General features: G+C 63.3%; 19 protein-coding genes. 10 read left to right on the forward strand and 9 right to left on the reverse strand.

What is annotated here, in order from left to right; translation table 11 throughout:
* The first annotated feature begins 76 nt into the window (after nucleotides 1-76).
* Both R8L07_03115 and R8L07_03120 read left to right on the forward strand, forming a co-directional pair.
* Complete coding sequence (locus R8L07_03115) at nucleotides 77-1,453, forward strand: leucyl aminopeptidase family protein (protein ID MDW3204508.1); 1,377 nt, start codon at nucleotides 77-79, stop codon at nucleotides 1,451-1,453.
* Nucleotides 1,454-1,610: 157 nt separating this feature from the next.
* Nucleotides 1,611-1,982, forward strand: a complete 372-nt coding sequence (locus tag R8L07_03120) for a MarR family transcriptional regulator (protein MDW3204509.1) — start codon at nucleotides 1,611-1,613, stop codon at nucleotides 1,980-1,982.
* Nucleotides 1,983-1,990: 8 nt separating this feature from the next.
* Here R8L07_03120 and R8L07_03125 read toward each other — a convergent pair whose 3' ends face one another.
* The 4 genes from R8L07_03125 to R8L07_03140 form a co-directional block, all read right to left on the reverse strand.
* Nucleotides 1,991-2,590 (reverse strand): GNAT family N-acetyltransferase, encoded by a 600-nt coding sequence (locus tag R8L07_03125; protein MDW3204510.1) that lies wholly within the window; start codon nucleotides 2,588-2,590, stop codon nucleotides 1,991-1,993.
* A 63-nt stretch (nucleotides 2,591-2,653) separates the two neighbouring features.
* Nucleotides 2,654-3,202, reverse strand: a complete 549-nt coding sequence (locus R8L07_03130; GenBank protein ID MDW3204511.1) for an O-acetyl-ADP-ribose deacetylase — start codon at nucleotides 3,200-3,202, stop codon at nucleotides 2,654-2,656.
* 13 nt (nucleotides 3,203-3,215) lie between these two features.
* Nucleotides 3,216-3,758, reverse strand: a complete 543-nt coding sequence (gene ppa / locus R8L07_03135) for an inorganic diphosphatase (protein MDW3204512.1) — start codon at nucleotides 3,756-3,758, stop codon at nucleotides 3,216-3,218.
* A 92-nt stretch (nucleotides 3,759-3,850) separates the two neighbouring features.
* A complete protein-coding gene (locus R8L07_03140; protein ID MDW3204513.1) occupies nucleotides 3,851-5,401 on the reverse strand; it encodes an MFS transporter in 1,551 nt (516 codons plus the stop codon).
* Between the two features lie 119 nt (nucleotides 5,402-5,520).
* Between R8L07_03140 and R8L07_03145 the strand changes: the two genes are divergently transcribed.
* Nucleotides 5,521-5,793, forward strand: coding sequence for a DUF3572 domain-containing protein (locus R8L07_03145; protein ID MDW3204514.1), 273 nt, complete (start codon nucleotides 5,521-5,523; stop codon nucleotides 5,791-5,793).
* Here the strand turns inward: R8L07_03145 and R8L07_03150 are convergent, their stop codons facing one another.
* On the reverse strand, nucleotides 5,794-5,982 hold the full coding sequence (locus R8L07_03150; protein ID MDW3204515.1) for a hypothetical protein: 189 nt from the start codon (nucleotides 5,980-5,982) through the stop codon (nucleotides 5,794-5,796).
* Nucleotides 5,983-6,169: 187 nt separating this feature from the next.
* Here R8L07_03150 and R8L07_03155 point away from each other — a divergent pair, with 187 nt between their 5' ends.
* Complete coding sequence (locus R8L07_03155) at nucleotides 6,170-7,531, forward strand: MATE family efflux transporter (protein ID MDW3204516.1); 1,362 nt, start codon at nucleotides 6,170-6,172, stop codon at nucleotides 7,529-7,531.
* Here R8L07_03155 and R8L07_03160 read toward each other — a convergent pair.
* Nucleotides 7,507-7,995: a DUF2244 domain-containing protein gene (locus tag R8L07_03160; GenBank protein ID MDW3204517.1), complete on the reverse strand. Its 489-nt coding sequence runs from the start codon at nucleotides 7,993-7,995 to the stop codon at nucleotides 7,507-7,509. The two genes, R8L07_03155 and R8L07_03160, sit on opposite strands and share 25 nt — an antisense overlap.
* A gap of 121 nt (nucleotides 7,996-8,116) precedes the next feature.
* Between R8L07_03160 and nth the strand changes: the two genes are divergently transcribed.
* The 3 genes from nth (at nucleotide 8,117) to R8L07_03175 (ending at nucleotide 10,392) form a co-directional block, all read left to right on the forward strand.
* A complete protein-coding gene (gene nth / locus R8L07_03165) occupies nucleotides 8,117-8,755 on the forward strand; it encodes an endonuclease III (protein ID MDW3204518.1) in 639 nt (212 codons plus the stop codon).
* A gap of 13 nt (nucleotides 8,756-8,768) precedes the next feature.
* Nucleotides 8,769-9,197 carry a PaaI family thioesterase gene (locus R8L07_03170; GenBank protein ID MDW3204519.1) on the forward strand — a complete coding sequence of 143 codons (429 nt, stop codon included), beginning with the start codon at nucleotides 8,769-8,771 and terminating at the stop codon, nucleotides 9,195-9,197.
* A 97-nt stretch (nucleotides 9,198-9,294) separates the two neighbouring features.
* Nucleotides 9,295-10,392: a 3-hydroxyacyl-CoA dehydrogenase family protein gene (locus R8L07_03175; protein MDW3204520.1), complete on the forward strand. Its 1,098-nt coding sequence runs from the start codon at nucleotides 9,295-9,297 to the stop codon at nucleotides 10,390-10,392.
* A gap of 84 nt (nucleotides 10,393-10,476) precedes the next feature.
* Here the strand turns inward: R8L07_03175 and R8L07_03180 are convergent, their stop codons facing one another.
* The gene (locus R8L07_03180; protein MDW3204521.1) at nucleotides 10,477-10,710 is read right to left on the reverse strand and encodes a GDCCVxC domain-containing (seleno)protein; all 234 of its coding nucleotides are present in this window, start codon (nucleotides 10,708-10,710) and stop codon (nucleotides 10,477-10,479) included.
* Between the two features lie 54 nt (nucleotides 10,711-10,764).
* Nucleotides 10,765-11,109: a hypothetical protein gene (locus R8L07_03185; GenBank protein MDW3204522.1), complete on the reverse strand. Its 345-nt coding sequence runs from the start codon at nucleotides 11,107-11,109 to the stop codon at nucleotides 10,765-10,767.
* Nucleotides 11,110-11,198: 89 nt separating this feature from the next.
* On the opposite strand from R8L07_03185, the gene R8L07_03190 reads away from it, so the two are divergent.
* Nucleotides 11,199-11,630 (forward strand): MerR family transcriptional regulator, encoded by a 432-nt coding sequence (locus R8L07_03190; GenBank protein MDW3204523.1) that lies wholly within the window; start codon nucleotides 11,199-11,201, stop codon nucleotides 11,628-11,630.
* On the opposite strand, the gene R8L07_03195 is transcribed toward R8L07_03190, so the two are convergent.
* Nucleotides 11,599-12,162 carry a tetratricopeptide repeat protein gene (locus tag R8L07_03195; protein MDW3204524.1) on the reverse strand — a complete coding sequence of 188 codons (564 nt, stop codon included), beginning with the start codon at nucleotides 12,160-12,162 and terminating at the stop codon, nucleotides 11,599-11,601. The two genes, R8L07_03190 and R8L07_03195, sit on opposite strands and share 32 nt — an antisense overlap.
* Nucleotides 12,163-12,299: 137 nt before the next feature.
* Here R8L07_03195 and R8L07_03200 point away from each other — a divergent pair, with 137 nt between their 5' ends.
* Both R8L07_03200 and R8L07_03205 read left to right on the forward strand, forming a co-directional pair.
* Nucleotides 12,300-13,229: a DUF2817 domain-containing protein gene (locus R8L07_03200; protein ID MDW3204525.1), complete on the forward strand. Its 930-nt coding sequence runs from the start codon at nucleotides 12,300-12,302 to the stop codon at nucleotides 13,227-13,229.
* A 76-nt stretch (nucleotides 13,230-13,305) separates the two neighbouring features.
* Nucleotides 13,306-14,796: an FAD-linked oxidase C-terminal domain-containing protein gene (locus R8L07_03205; protein ID MDW3204526.1), complete on the forward strand. Its 1,491-nt coding sequence runs from the start codon at nucleotides 13,306-13,308 to the stop codon at nucleotides 14,794-14,796.
* Nucleotides 14,797-14,798: the final 2 nt, after the last annotated feature.

A 14,798-nucleotide genomic window follows, 5' to 3' on the forward strand; every position in this document is an offset into this window, starting at 1 on the left:
TTCCCGTCCGGCCGGCCGCTTGGCCTTGTCGGACGGACCGGCTAAAACCGGGGCACCGCAAAAGAAGGAAAGAACCATGCAGTGTTTCGTCGCGCGCACCGACGATACGACGCGCCGCCTCAGCGCCGTCGCCAAGGACGACTACGATCGCTGGCTGAAGGATCAGCCGGACCGGATTCGCGGCTGGCTGGACGGTATGGGCGTGAAGGCGAAGGCGGGCACGATCAGCCCCCTGCCGGACGACAATGGCGCCCCGACGGGATTTCTGCTGATCCTTGAGAAGGCCGACGACATCTGGTCCTGGGGTGCTGCCGCCGCCCGCCTGCCGGAGGGCCGTTATACCCTGGACCCCGTCCCCGCAGACAAGGATGCCGCCTATCGCGCCTGCCTGGGCTGGGCGCTCGGCAGTTACCAGTTCGATCGCTACAGAAAGCGCGAAGAGCCGGTGCGTGAACTTGTCTGGCCCGAGAATGCCGACCGCGGTGCCGTCATGGCCACCGCCGGGTCGATCTATCTGACGCGCGATCTCGTCAACACGCCGGCGTCGGACATGGGCCCGGGCGAACTGGCCTCCGCCGCAAGCGCTTTGGCCCGTGACTTTGGCGGCGCCTGCGAGACGGTTGTCGGCGACGATCTGCTGCGCGAGAACTTCCCGATGATTCATGCCGTCGGCCGCGCCTCGTCACGTCCGCCGCGCCTGATCGACCTGCGCTGGGGCAAGCCGGCGCACCCGAAAGTGACACTGGTCGGCAAGGGCGTCTGCTTCGATACCGGCGGACTGGACCTGAAACCGTCCGGCGCCATGCTGATGATGAAGAAGGATATGGGCGGTGCGGCCCAGGTGCTTGGCCTGGCGCGCATGATCATGGCCAGCAAATTGCCGGTCAATCTGCGCGTCCTGATCCCGGCCGTGGAGAACAGCGTTTCCGGCGATTCCTTCCGTCCCATGGACATCCTGTCGACCCGGAAGGGCCTCACCGTCGAAGTCGGCAATACAGATGCCGAGGGCAGGCTCGTCCTGGGGGATGCACTGACCCTGGCCTGCGAGGAGAAGCCGGAACTGCTGATCGATTTTGCCACCCTCACCGGTGCGGCACGGGTCGCGCTGGGCACCGACCTGCCGGCCCTGTTCACGAATTCCGATACCCTGGCCGACGATCTGACGGACGGCGCCAGGGCAACGCAGGACCCGGTCTGGCGTCTGCCGCTGCACCAACCCTATGCCAGCATGCTGGACAGCAAGATCGCCGATACGAACAACATTTCGACCGGTGGTTATGCCGGGGCGATCACGGCGGCACTGTTCCTTGAAAAGTTCGTCGAAAGCGGCATCGAATGGGCCCATTTCGACCTGATGAGTTGGAACGTCTCCTCAAAGCCCGGACGGCCTGAAGGCGGTGAAGCGCAGGGAATCCGCGCCGTATTCGAAGCGATTCGCGGCCGATTCGGGTAACGCCGACGTCAAAAGTTCAAAAATTTGCAGCCTATTTTTCCCGCGCCATCGCTTGCCATCGGGCGCGAACCGGCCCATCTTGAATTTAATCGTTTCAGAATCGTACCGAATCGGCGTACCGAATCGATACGACATCAAACCAACTCGGAGAAGAGCCGTGAACGCGACACAAGCCCTGGACATCTGGCGCGGAGCCATCGTCGAGAGCGTGAGGCGCGACTCCCCGGATCTGAGCGCGCGACAAATGGCCGTGCTGACCACGGTCTATCTCAGCGCGTCGCCGCATACGGTGCGCGGCCTTGCCGAAACGCTTAATGTCGCCAAGCCGGCGGTGACCCGTGCCCTGGACCGTCTGTCGGATCTGGGCCTCGTCCGGCGCAAGCCCGACCCGAACGACCGCCGATCGGTCCTGATCCAGCGCACCGTCAAAGGTTCGGTCTTCCTGAGTGAGTTCGGCGAACTGATCGTGAAGGCCGCCGAGGAGACGGGGACGGCGGAAATCGAAACTTCGACCGCGCACGCTGCCTGACCGAACAGTTAGTCGGCTTTCGCTTTAACGTGCAGCACCACCCTCTGGACGCTCGGGTCGGCACCATGTGCGGAGCGGCGGAATCCCAGATCGGCGCACATCGACAGCATCGGCTCGTTCTCGTTCAGCACATCGCCATAAACCAGAACGATGCCCCGTGACCGGGCGAAATCGATCAGGCATTTCATCAGCGCATATCCCAGCCCCTCCCCCTGGTGATCCCGGCGCAAGAGGATGGAGTATTCCGCCTGCATTCCGTCCGAATCCGAAATCAACCGCGCCACACCGATGATCGCCGCCGGATCGTCCGGATCGATCGCGACAAAGGCCATCTCGCGCGCATAGTCGATCTGCGACAGACGCGCCGCCAGCCGGTCCGGCAGATGCTTCATGGTATGCAGGAAACGAAACCGGACATCCTGGGCATGCGAGCGCGCCACAAGGGTCTGCAACGCGCCCGCATCATCCGGACGGATGAGTCGGATTGCGATCCGGCGTCCATCCTGCAGGAGGACAGTCCCTTCCAGATGAAGTGGGTACGCCCCGCCCGTTCCGGCGAGTGCAGAGGGGGAAGGGTTGATCTGATAATCAAGACTGCAAACAGACATGCGGCACCCACCGATATCAGTGTTTCCTGCCTACCGTCCGTGCGAGTCCGCCCTGAAATGTCTTTATGATTTTTGACTTTCAGCCTCGAGGGCTGATTCGTAAAGCGCCGCCGTCTGCTTATCGAAACAGCAGAACACCACGAGGTCGATCGCTTCCGTCATCGATAGATAGGAAGTCACCGCCTCGATGGCAATCGCCACCGCCCGTTCGGAGGGGAAACCATAGGCGCCGGTGGAAATGGCCGGGAAGGCCAGCGTTCGGACGCCGTTTTCTTCCGCCAGGGAGAGGCTGTTGCGATAGCAGGATGCCAGCAGTGCATCCTCATCTTCCTCACCGCCCTGCCAGACTGGCCCGACGGTATGGATGATATGGCGCGCGGCCATTCGGAAACCCGGCGTGATACGGGCTTCGCCGGTTGGACATCCGCCCAGTTTCCGGCATTGCTCCAGCAGTTCCGGGCCTGCTGCCCGGTGGATCGCCCCGTCAACCCCGCCCCCGCCGAGGAGGCTTTCGTTCGCCGCATTCACGACCGCATCGACGGACAGGCGGGTGATATCGCCCTCCACCACGGTCATGCGCGAGTCGAACGGGGTCGACGGTACGTCCTGCATTTCCTGCCCGGCGTTACTCCGCCGCTTTCCTGAGATTATGGGCCGCCATCGAATCCTCGATCAGCTTGGCCGCTTCGCCGGCTTCACCCCAGCGCGCGATCTTGGCCCATTTGTTCTTCTCCAGGTCCTTGTAGTGGGTGAAGAAGTGGGCGATCTGGTCGATCAGGATCTTCGGCAGGTCGCGATAGCTGGACACGTCCTCATAATAGGAGTGCAGCTTGTCATGCGGAACGGCGATGATCTTCTCGTCCATGCCGCCTTCGTCTTCCATGATCATCACGCCGACGGGGCGGGACCGAACGATAGCCCCCGGGACAACCGGCACGCGGCCGACAACCAGCACATCGATAGGGTCGCCGTCACCGCACAGCGTATGCGGAATGAAGCCGTAATTCGCCGGGTAGAACATGGCGGTATGCAGGAACCGGTCGACGTAAAGCGCGCCGGATTCCTTATCCAGCTCGTACTTCACCGGATCCGCGCCGATCGGCACCTCGATAATGACATTAATGTCCCAAGGCGGATTCTCACCGACCGGAATGCTATCAACTCGCATAGGATTTCCTTTCGCCAGGGCGGCGGCACGATTGCGTGCCCAACTGTCTCGGCCATTCGTATAATACCCTAATTGCTGCACCGCAATAAGGGCTAATTCGTCGCATCAGTTCCTTCGCCGGAGGCGCGAAAGGCGGGGTGCCGTGCAACCCGAAGAACCAACGCACAGACCGGCAGACCGACAATCGCCGTGCCGATGAAGAACATCTCGTACCCGGCGGCGTCGACCATGGCGCCGGAATACCCGCCGACGAGTTTCGGAACAAGTAACATTAATGAGCTTATCATGGCATATTGCATGGCCGTGAATCGAACGTCGGTCAGTGATGACAAAAATGCCACAAAGGCGGCCGATGCCAGACCGGCGCTGAGATTGTCGGCCGAAACCGCCATGGCGAGAAAGACCGTGTCCGCGCCGCGTGTCGCGAGAAACGCAAACAGGATGTTGGTCGCCGCGGAGAGAAGCGCCCCCAGAAACAGGATCCGAAAGACCCCGAACCGGATCGTCAGAATGCCGCCGACGAAACCGCCCAGAATTGTCACAACAAGGCCGAACAGCTTCGTGATCCGCCCGATCTCCTCCTTCTCGAAACCGAGATCGGTATAGAAGACATTCGCGACCACCCCCATCACGACATCGGCCATCCGATACAGCGCAATCAGGCACAGCAGCGACACGGCGATGCCGCCGAACCGCCCGACAAAGTCGCGGAACGGTGAAACATAGCCGTCGATGACAAGGTCGCGCGGCGCGATGCGGGCGCGCATCCCGCCCCAACCGGCAAGTACAGCCGCGGCCACGGCAAGTCCCAGTTGAAGCGCGCCGCTCAGAAAACCGCCGACCGGTCCCAACGCCGCGCTGAGCCCTTCCGACAGCGGCATCGCAAAGCGCGACCACGCACTGAACACCACCACGAAGGCCAGCACCGCGAGCAGAAACAACAGAAAGAAGCGCGCGTAATCGCCTGGACCGTGCTGCCCGTTGTCAAGCCTCAGATCCGGTTCGCGGGCCAGCAGAGTGGTGATCACGCCCAGCCCCATTGTGGCCGCCATCACGAGATAGGTTGCGCGCCAGGAAGCGTAGTCATAACCGTCGGGCGCACTGTCCAGCAGCCCGGCGATTTCCAGCGCGCCGGCGCCGGCCAGGATCATGCCCACGCGATACCCGCCGATATAGGCGGCGGAGAGCATGGCCTGGATAGCGGGTTCGGCGATTTCAATCCGATAGGCATCGATGACGATGTCCTGCGTTGCGGCCGAAAAACCCAGCATCACCGCCCATAAGGCCATGATCACCGGTTGCTCGGCAGGATCTGTCAGCCCCATGCCGATGAGCGCCGCCGCGACGCTGACCTGCGCCAGCAGCAGCCAGGACCGGCGCCGTCCCAGAACCGGCAGCGGGATGCGATCAACCAGCGGCGCCCAGACGAATTTGAAGCCATAGCCAAGTGCCGCCCAGCTGAAGAAGGTGACATCGGCACGCGGCACCCCGGCTTCGGTCAGCCAGATCGACAGGGTGGAGAAGATCAGCAGCAAGGGCAGTCCCGCGGACATGCCCAGGAAGAAAAGCGTCAGCGTTCGCCGGTCCCACAGGGCGGCAATGGCGGCATGCCAGCGATGCGTTTCACTCGGCGTTTCGGACACCGATCCCCCTTTCCCAGCAAACCGGCGCGATTCCGGAGAACCGGATTGCGCCTGCCGTCACTATCGGACAGATTCGCGCCGACCCATCCAGGAAACGAGATCGACAGAGCGGGGGCAGAGTGAAGCAGGAACAGGCCGAAACCGTGGCATTGCAGGCGCTGGCCTATATCGCGGCGGATGAAGATCGGATGGATCGGTTCGTCGCGCTGTCGGGTCTGGGGCCCGACGATCTGAAAAGCCGGATCGCAGACCCGGCTTTTCTGGGGGGCGTTCTGGACCATCTGCTGGGGCACGAGCCCGATCTGATGGCATTCGCCGAGGAAGCGGATATCGACCCCGTATCGGTGCAGCGCGCCCGCGCCGCCCTGCCCGGGGTCAATCCCGACTGGTGATCAATCCTCGAAACGCAGGATCTTGGGCGCCTTGACGTCGCTGAGCCGGGCCAGCGCGCCGCCGGCAGCCAGGGTAAGGTCCCGTTCGCTGTCGTCGTTTTTTCCGTGGGCGTATTCCGCCGCGCGCATCAGGCCGTTGGCCCATTCCGCCTGTATCGCCAGATAATTCCCGTAGTCCACTTCAATCATCGTCCGGTTCTCCGTCGCGGACCGGCTTGTGCCGAGTCCATGTCATCACCGTGAAGAGAATGCACCACGCCGGCTGGAACCGCAGTGACGGCGGTCACTCGAAGTTAAGATTCTTTTTACCAATTTGCCGGACATCCCGCCCGAAGGCCGCTTGCCGCAGCCCGACAAAGCGGAATAACTAGCCGGCATGACCGAACGCACCGTCGACAGCGCCCCGCCCGTCAACTGGAACCGGCGGCTCCTGGCCCTGACCGGTCCGATTGTCGTTGCGAACCTTTCCGTGCCGCTGCCGGGCCTCGTCGACACCGCCGTCATGGGTCATCAGCCGGAAGCAGCCGGCCTCGCAGCGGTCGGTCTCGGGGCGATGATCTTCGCGACCCTCTTCTTCACCTTCGGCTTCCTGCGGATGAGCACGGTCGGGCTGACCGCACAGGCGGACGGGGCCGGGAATGCCCGCGATGTTCGTGCGGTCCTGTATCGCGGCGGTGCGCTGGCCCTGATCATATCCGCCGCCCTGCTGCTGGCGCATCAGCCGCTGGGCCGCTTTGCCTTCGGCCTGACAGAGGCCGCCCCGAGGGTTATCGAACTGGGGCTGAACTACTACGACATCAGGGTCTGGGGCGCCCCGGCCGCCCTGTTGAACATGGCGATCCTGGGGTGGCTATTCGGTCTTGGCCACATGCGGGCGCCGGTCGTGCTTCAGGTCGTCACCAATCTGGTCAATGTCGCACTGGATTTCCTTTTCGTCTTCGGCTTCGACTGGGGCATTGAGGGCGTCGCCGCGGCGACCGTCGTCGCGGAATGGACCGGCGCGCTGCTGGGCCTCGCCATCGTGGCGCGGCGGCTACGCCCCTATGGCGGGCTGAGGCCGCCGCCGGGCGCACTCACCGACCTGAAGGGCATGCAGCGCATGCTGGGGGTCAATCGCGACATCTTCATTCGCACGCTATGTCTTCTGATCGCCTTCGCGCATTTCAAGTTCGAGGGCGCGACCCTGGGGACCACCGTCCTGGCCGCCAACATCGTGCTGCTGACCTTCCTGGATATCAGTTCCTACGGTCTGGACGCCTTTGCCAATGCCGCGGAGATCCTGGTTGGAAAGGCGGTCGGGCGGCGCGATGCCGCCGCATTTCGAAAGGTCGTGCGGCTGGCGCATCTCTGGGGGTTCGCCATCGCGGGGATCAGTTCCGTGATCTTCTATGTCGGCGGCGGCTGGATCGTCGGATTGCTGACCGACCAGCCGGAGGTGCTGGACCAGGCCGACACATTCCTGATCTGGGCTGCGATCCTGCCACTGACCGCCGTCTGGGCCTTCGTCATCGACGGAATCTTCATCGGGGCGACCTGGTCCGCCGCCCTGCGAAACGGCATGATCGCCGCCATCGCAGTCTACTTCACCCTGCAATGGCTGCTGGTTCCGGCCTACGGAAATGAGGGACTGTGGCTCGCCCTGCACATCTTCCTGGTGGCGCGGGGCATGACGCTCGGCGTGCAGTATCCGCGACTGGTCCGGCGGCTGGACGCTCAGGACGCCGGCATCTCGCGATAGCGGATCAACGCCTCCCGCAACGCCTGCGCCACCTCCAGTTTCTCGAAGGGCTGCAGGAAGGCGCCGATTTCCAGCTGCCGACCATGGCTGCGCAGGGTCAGCCGGCTGTCATGCCTTGGTGGATCGTCCATCTGAACCGATAGCCATGTAGGCTCGAACCGAACGGTTCCCCGCTTGCCGTTCGGCGCGACATGCGTGACCGCCAGCCCCTCCCGGGTGAGCCGCAGATGTTCGGACCGACGCCCCTCGCGGAAATTCATCTTGAAGCCGATATAGACCAGCAGGATTTCCAGCCCGCAGAAGCCGGCAACCGGCCAGGCGCCGGCCAGAAAGAACCCGGTGCCGATCAGGAAGCCGCCACCGCCGACGGCCGCCATGACCAGTAGAAATCCGCGCCGCCCCAGACTGCGATGAGGGCGCAGTGTGGCGTCAAACAGGACGGTGGATGTTTCGGCTTCCGGCATGCTGAAAATGTACCGCAGCCACGACACAGGTAAAGCCCCGGCCCCGCGCTAAATGCTTTCACCGCGACGGCGCCTTCTTTAGGGTGACGCGGTCCGCCCGCCCCCAACCTGCCAGCCGACGATGAAAAAAGCCGATATCGAAACCTTCTTCGCCCGCCTTCAGGCCGCCAATCCGGAGCCCAAGGGCGAGTTGAACTGGACCAATCCCTATACGCTGCTGGTCGCGGTCGCCCTGTCGGCACAGGCGACCGATGTCGGCGTCAACAAGGCCACGGAAAAGCTGTTTCAGGAGGTCTCGACCCCTCAGGAGATGCTGGAACTGGGTGAGGAGGGGCTGAAGCAGCACATCAAGACGATCGGCCTCTATAATTCCAAAGCCAAGAATGTGATCAAGGCTGCGGAAATCCTGGTCCGCGACTTCGGCGGTATCGTGCCGCAGGACCGGGCCGCCCTGGAAACCCTGCCCGGTGTGGGGCGCAAGACCGCCAATGTGGTGCTGAACATCGCCTTCGGCGCACCGACAATCGCCGTCGACACGCATCTGTTCAGGGTCGGGAACCGGACCGGGCTGGCGCCGGGCAAGACCCCGCTGGCCGTGGAACTGAAGCTGGAAAAGCGGGTTCCGAAGCATTACCTGCGCCACGCGCATCACTGGCTAATCCTGCACGGGCGCTATGTCTGCAAGGCGCGCAAACCCGATTGTCCGGCCTGCATCGTCAGCGATCTCTGCAAGTTCAAGGGCAAGACAACCGCACTCTGAGAGGGCTTCCGCCATGCCGAAACTCGATTTCTCGAAAATTCGCGAACGCGCCGCTGACACGCTGGTCGATCACCTGGGCATCGAGATGCTGGATGCCGGCGAAGGCACCGCCAAGGCACGGATGAAGATCACGCCGCGTCATCTGGCGCCGAACGGCTTTCTGCATGCCGCATCGGTCGTCGCCCTGGCCGACACCTGTTGCGGCTTCGGGACCTTCGCCGATCTGCCGGACGGCGCGGAAGGCTTCACGACGGCGGAACTGAAGTCCAATCACCTCGGGACATCGCGCAAGGGCGGGTTGATCTGCAACGCCCACGCCAAGCACCAGGGACGCACGACCCAGGTCTGGGACGCGGAAGTCTTCACGGAGGCGCGCCCCGACCGACCCATCGCGCTGTTTCGCTGCACCCAGATCGTGCTGTGGCCGCGCGGCACCGAATGATGCCGGCGCCGATCGGCGCCTCGACAATGCTGCATCGCGGCATTAGAACTGCCGCAATCGAAAAATTCAGCGCATCACGCAAAAAGGGGTTCGGAAAATGACGTTCAATAAAATCGGCATTATCGGCGCCGGCACCATGGGTTCGGGCATTGCCACCAGCCTGGGTCAACAGGGCGTGTCGACGGTTCTGGTCGATACGACGGAGGATGCGGTCCAGCGCGGTCTGGCCGCCGCCAAGAAGTTCTATGACCGGGCCGCTGAAAAGGGAAAGATGACTGAAGACGCCGCCGCCGCGGCCTTCGGCGCCCTTTCCGGGTCCACCGATATCGCCGCCGTCGCCGAATGCGACCTGATCATCGAGGCGATCTTCGAGGAATTCCAGGTGAAGGCTGACCTGTTCGCCCGCCTGAACCCGCATCTGAAGCCGGAAACCGTCGTCGCGACAAACACGTCCGCGCTGCGGGTTTCCGAACTGGCGGAAACGGTCGACAATCCGGCACGTTTCCTCGGCCTGCACTATTTCAACCCGGCGGCCATCAACCCGATCGTTGAAGTCGTGAAGGGCGACAAGACCGATGACGCGATCTTCCAGCGCTGCGTCGATTTCTGCCGCGACACCGCGAAGAAACCGATCCCCTGCAAGGATGCCTACGGTTTCGCCATCAACCGTTTCTTCGTGCCCTATGGAAACGAGGCGGTGCGCCTGATGGACGAAGGCGTCGCCACCCCGGCACAGATCGACCGCGTGGCGCAGGATTGCCTGGGGGTCGCCGCCGGCCCCTTCGTCGTCATGAACCTGGTGAAGCCGAAGATCATGTTCCACGCCCAGCGCAATCTGGGTCCGCACGGCGCCTTCTATGCCATCGCGGAGTCACTGGCTGCGAAAGGCGATAGCGACTACACGTTCGACATCGGCGAAGATGCCTCCGGCAGCCCGGAGAGCGACGCCATTGTCGCCGACCGTCTGCGCGCGGCGACCTTCTTCCCGGTCCTGCAGGAGCTGGATGAAGACGTTGCGACCCCGGCCGATATCGACATGGGCGCCGGTCTGGCCCTGCGCTTCGGCAAGGCCCCGTGCGAGTTGATGGACAGCCTGGGCAAGGATGAAGTGGCCCGGATCGTCGGTCACATCACCGAAAAGTACGGCCATGCCATGCCGGCCAGCCTGGACAAGGTCGGCAGCCTGCGCGGCTGACCAACCCGCAGAGCATTCAGAATCCCAGTTCCCGGGCGGCTTCACGGCCGCCCGGTTGTTTTTTGGGCCCGGCGAAGCATGACATCAGGGCCCCGCACCCGAACATCCGCCAGTCTGAACCGGCGGACAGGGGACACTCCCGTAGGAGCAGAACACGCAACAATCCCCCTTGCGCGGCTTCAGCATCACGCCGCATTCCGGACATTCATGGAACCAGAGGCAGGCGTCAGTGGGCATCTCCAGCATTTCGGACGCTCCGCATTCCGGACAGGTCAGGAGTGAGTGACGCTCGAACTTCGGCGGCGGGGCGGATGTCATGGAGCGACCTCCCTTCCAGTGTGTCGGTTGTTTTCCACTCGCTTATCGACCGGTTCAGTCGGCCCCATAAAGCAGGACCAGCAACTGCTCGACAACGGTGTCTTCCCAGAGAGGGCTGGCCCAGGCGAGGGCGAGAAAAATGATGGCCACGATGCCGGCCGGGCGCAGCAGAAGGCCGCGCCTTCCAGTGCTGCGACGACGCACGCCCAAGACGACAAGCATCGTGCCAAGACCGAATGACACCAAGAGCAGGATCGGTACGCGATATTCGACGAAGGGCGACAAGATCGTCATCCACGCCACTCCGACCCCCAACAGCATGAACATGAGGGGCAGGAAGCAACAGGCCGCCGTTACCGCGGCAATGATGGATGCAGTCCAGTATCCGAGACGTTCCATGGTCAAGAATCCGTTACCAGTGAGATTCCGGGTGCGATGTCGGGTACTGTTTGCCCCCTGTAGCGGCTACAGGATCAAGGGGAATTTGGATGTTCACGATCGGAGCGGCCTCACGGCTCAGCGGCGTCCATGTCGAGACGATTCGATACTACGAACGCGAAGGCCTGATCCCGGCGCCGCAGAGGTCCGCTGCCGGGCATCGATATTTCGATGACGAGGCAGTCGCGACATTGAAGTTTATTGCGCATTGCAGAGCCGCGCGATTTTCGATCCGCGATATTCGCAGCCTTCTGGCTTTGCGGTCGCAAACCGACATTTCCTGCGCAGACGGGCGACGCATCGGCCTGTCGCATGTTCAGGCATTGCGCGACGCGATCGATTCGCTCACCCGGCTGGAAGAGGGCCTGACGCAGGCTCTGAAGAATTGCGATCCGACACGCAGCGACTGCGCCATGATCCGGGAGCTCGAACGTGACAAGGTCGGGCCGTTCAGATCTGGCGGGCCCGTATCTCCGTTCTGAGTTGGTCGACGCGGTTTCGGATCTGCGGCATGTGTGGATTGAGGCGCAGCGCCTTTTCCATGGCATCCAGCGCGGCCTCCGGTTCCTCCATCGCATCGAAGACCAGACCCTGGCCCGACTGTGCCCCAAAATGGCGCGGTTCGAGGCGCAGTGTCTCATCGATATCCGCCAGCGATTCCGGATAGAATCCCATCAGAAAATAGACGGTCGCGCGCTTGTTCCATGCCTCCGCAAAGTCGGGCGCCAGTTCGATCAGTGCGGAGAATGTCCTGACGGCCCCGGTCAAGTCCTGCTGCTTCATCTGATCGACGCCCTGCGCCATCAGAATGCGGCCCGTCGCGGTCGGTGCCTCAAGCCACAGCGCCCAGATCTGCTGCTGCGCGACCAACGCTTCCGGGCTGCCCATCGGCGCATTCAGAAGGACTTCAAACAAGGCCCCCAGACGCTTGTCGTTCTGATCGGCGGCGGCGGGGGACGCCGTGAGCCCGATCGCGACAAGGGCGATTGCGATGATCCGTGCCAAGGCAGCCATGTGAACGCTCCCCTTTCTGTTGCGCGTTCTATGGTAAGGAAGTATGGGGCCGGACCGGAGGGGCGGCAACCTTCGCCATCGGTGGAGGTTTTCCGGAGATGCCGCCACAGTAGTTTGAGAGCAAGTTAGATCGGGTCATGTCCCAAGAGGCGAACTGTTTCAGTGACGGGGTCGACAAGGCGCGGGAAAGGTTCCTGATTGCCTGCGACAGGATCGGTCTGCGCGTGACCTCGCATCGGTCCGGCCTGACGCAGCGCAACGGCAACCCGCTGTTTTGCGACGTGACACGACTCGGCTCGCCCGAGGCACGACGCGCGGTGGTCCTGTGCTCCGCGGCCGCGGGCCCGGCGGGCCTGCTGGGCTGCGGCAGCGCGCTGGGGGTCATCACGGCCGGCGGGATCCAGGACCTTCCGAAAGAGGTCGGCCTGATTCTGGTTCATGCCGCCAATCCGGGTGGTCCGGTCTGGCCCTACTTTGCCGACGGTGACGCGCCCGCGTCGGACGGTCCCGCGCCCAACTGGTCCGACGGCGTTCTGGCGGCCGCCGAAAAGCGCTTCTCCGACTTCCAGCAGGAAACCGGCTTCGATTGGTCCAAGCTTGCCGGTCAGACATTGGCATCCATGTCGCCACCGGCCTGGAATGGGGACGTCTTGCGGGAGATCGCGGCCGAACGCCTGAAGGGGCTGGAGCATCTTTGTTTCGTCGATCCGCGCACCGGACCGGGACAGTTTGCGGCCCATGAAATCGTCTCCTGCGACCCGGATGGATCGGCCGCGCGCGACCGTGCGGACGCCTGGTTCGCCATCGATCCGCTGGCGGCCGAACGGGTGCAGGGGGCCGGCAACACCCCTTGTGCCGGAGGGCTGGGCGGGCTGATGACGACGTCGCGAGTCACCAATGTCATCGTGGAAATCGGAACCTACTCAATGGCGGGTGTCCTGAGCGGCGGCGACCGGAAAGACGCGATGCGGGCCTTTCCGAGTTCGGCCGACTGGCGTGCGTCGGCCTGGCGCGCGGTGCGCGAAACCTTGCGTCGCGCCTATCAGGGTCTTATGCGGGAAGGGTAGAGTGTATCGTTGACGCCCGGGAGACCGGCGTATAAGACAAATTGGTATTACCAATTCTGGTGGGACAGGAAATGTCATGTTGAAGATGCCGGAACTCGACGAGGGGGCGATCGCGCGCCGGCTGTCCATCGCGGACGACCTGCGCGCCATCGTTCCGGGCGAAGGCGTTATCGTCGACGAGGACGAACGCCGCCCCTACGAGTCCGACGGACTGACCGCCTATCGCACCATGCCGCTGGTCGTGGTTCTGCCGGAGACGGTGGAACAGGTCGCGGAGGTTCTCAGATACTGCAAGTCCCACGGGATCAAGGTCGTGCCGCGGGGCGCGGGAACCAGCCTGTCCGGCGGCGCCCTGCCGCTGGCCGATGGCGTGCTTCTGGGCATGGGCAAGTTCAACCGCGTGCTGGAGGTCGATTACGACAATCGATGCGCCCGGGTTCAGCCCGGCGTCACCAATCTGGCCATCACACATGCGGTGCAGGGGGACGGGTTCTATTACGCCCCCGACCCGTCGAGCCAGATCGCCTGCACCATCGGCGGCAATGTCGCCGAAAACTCCGGCGGCGTGCATTGCCTGAAATACGGCCTGACCACCAATAACGTCCTGGGAATCGAACTGGTCACCATGGACGGCGAAATCATGCGGATTGGCGGCAAGCATCTGGATGCCGAAGGCTACGACCTGCTGGGTCTCGCCATCGGGTCGGAAGGTCTGCTGGGGGTCGTGACGGAGGTGACCGTGCGCCTGCTGCCCAAGCCGGAAACCGCCCGCGCGCTTCTGATCGGCTTCCCGTCCAGCGAGGCCGGTGGCGATTGCGTCGCGCAGGTGATCGGAAGCGGCATCATCCCCGGCGGCATGGAGATGATGGACAAGCCCGCCATCATCGCGGCGGAGGACTTCGTCCATGCCGGCTATCCGATGGATTGCGAGGCATTGCTGATCGTCGAACTGGACGGGCCCGAGGCCGAGGTCGATCATCTGATCGGCCGGGTGCGCGAAATCGCCGAAGGGCTGGGCGCGACGTCGCTGCGCATCTCGGAGACCGATGAGGAACGAGCGACCTTCTGGGCCGGGCGCAAGGCCGCCTTCCCCGCTGTCGGACGGTTGTCCCCGGACTACTACTGCATGGACGGCACGATCCCGCGCAACAAGCTGCCGCTGGTCCTGAAGCGCATGAATGAAATGTCGGCGCAGTATGGCCTGGGCGTTGCCAATGTCTTCCATGCCGGCGACGGCAACCTGCATCCGTTGATCATGTATGACGCCAACAATCCGGGCGAGTTGGAGAAGGCGGAGGAATTCGGCGCGGATATCCTGAAACTCTGTGTCGAGGTCGGTGGCGTCCTGACCGGTGAACACGGTGTCGGGGTCGAAAAGCGCGATCTGATGCCCGCCATGTTCACCGAGGAGGATCTGAACCAGCAGCAGCGCGTGAAATGCGCCTTCGACCCGGACGGTTTGCTGAATCCCGGCAAGGTCTTTCCGCAGTTGCACCGCTGCGCCGAGCTGGGTCGGATGCATATCCACAAGGGGAAGATCCCCTTCCCGGACATCCCGAGATTCTGATC

The sequence above is a fragment of the Alphaproteobacteria bacterium genome, assembly GCA_033344895.1.
Taxonomy (GTDB): domain Bacteria; phylum Pseudomonadota; class Alphaproteobacteria; order UBA8366; family Aestuariispiraceae; genus Pacificispira.